This is a genomic window from Acinetobacter lwoffii, from assembly GCF_024129435.1.
GTDB lineage: Bacteria > Pseudomonadota > Gammaproteobacteria > Pseudomonadales > Moraxellaceae > Acinetobacter > Acinetobacter lwoffii_F.
This window is the reverse complement of record NZ_JAMXXN010000067.1, coordinates 1-1,283: the sequence shown is the minus strand read 5'-3', so window position 1 is coordinate 1,283 and position 1,283 is coordinate 1. Positions and strand designations below refer to the sequence as shown.

Annotated in this window: 1 protein-coding gene; it reads right to left on the bottom strand. The window is 38.2% G+C overall.

The window, feature by feature from the left end:
- Positions 1 to 61: 61 nt before the first annotated feature.
- A protein-coding gene (locus NI455_RS15320) for an IS3-like element ISAba14 family transposase (protein ID WP_223155595.1) occupies positions 62 to 1,194 on the bottom strand; the annotation gives its coding sequence in 2 pieces (ribosomal slippage) (positions 62 to 942 and positions 942 to 1,194; 1,134 coding nt in all).
- Positions 1,195 to 1,283: the final 89 nt, after the last annotated feature.

Genomic DNA, 1,283 nt, shown 5'->3' with positions numbered 1-1,283 from the left:
AGAGGTGGTCCCACTTGTTTGAACAACTAAAAGCGTATTTATAAGTGATATTCCGCTCTAGTTAAGCCACCTTGTTTTGTTGGGGTAGCTGATCATAGTAAAACTCATTTGGTGTCATTTTGTCTAGACTCGAATGAGGTCGTTTCAAATTATAAAACTCAAAATATGCACTTAATTGCTTTTTCGCATCTGTGACACTGCTATAAGCTTTGAGATACACCTCTTCATATTTAACGCTCCGCCATAATCGTTCAACCATCACATTATCTACCCATCGACCTTTACCATCCATACTGATTTGAATGCCATTTGATTTCAATACATCAATAAATGCATCACTGGTAAACTGGCTGCCTTGGTCTGTATTAAATATTTCAGGTCGACCATATTTTTCAATCGCTTCATTTAAAGCCGAAATACAAAAATCCACCTCCATACTAATCGATACCCTATGCGCAAGTACCTTGCGGCTATGCCAATCAATCACAGCACATAAATAAACAAAGCCTTTTGCCATAGGGATATACGTTATATCCGTAGACCACACTTGATTACTGCGCTGAATAGCCAACCCTTTGAGCAGATATGGATATTTACGGTGAGCTTGATTAGCCTGGCTTAAATTTGGTTTGCAATATAACGCCTGAATACCCATTTTCTTCATTAAAGTACGTGTATGACGTCGTCCTATATGATGTCCTTGACGATTCAACAAATCACGCATCATACGACTGCCTGCAAAAGGATATTGCATATGTAATTCATCAATACATCGCATCAGCTTCAGATCTGATGCACTCACAGGTTTTGGGCGATAGTAATAACAACCACGGGAGACTTTCAGCAGCTTAGCTTGCTTAGATACTGAAATCTGAAGTGAGTCGTCGATTAACTTTTGTGGTTGAAGCGGCCCAGTTTCTTCAACACACCTTCTAAAAAATCAATTTCTAATGCCTGCTCACCGATTTTTGCATGTAGTTTTTTTAGATCGATGGGTGGTTCTGTTGGAGCTTTTGATTGATCGAAAGCTTGCGAGGAAGCTGAGATCAATTGATTTTTCCAGTCAATAATTTGGTTTTGATGAACATCAAACTCAGCACTCAATTCAGCAAGTGTTTTTTCTGCTTTAATCGCAGCAAGTGCTACCTTAGCTTTAAAATCATTTGAATGATTTCTTCTTGGTCTACGTGCCATAAAATACTCCATATATTGATGTTTATAACATCATTTGAGGAGCAGAATATCACTTATAGGAGTTGTTCAAATTTACGGATCCATCTCTA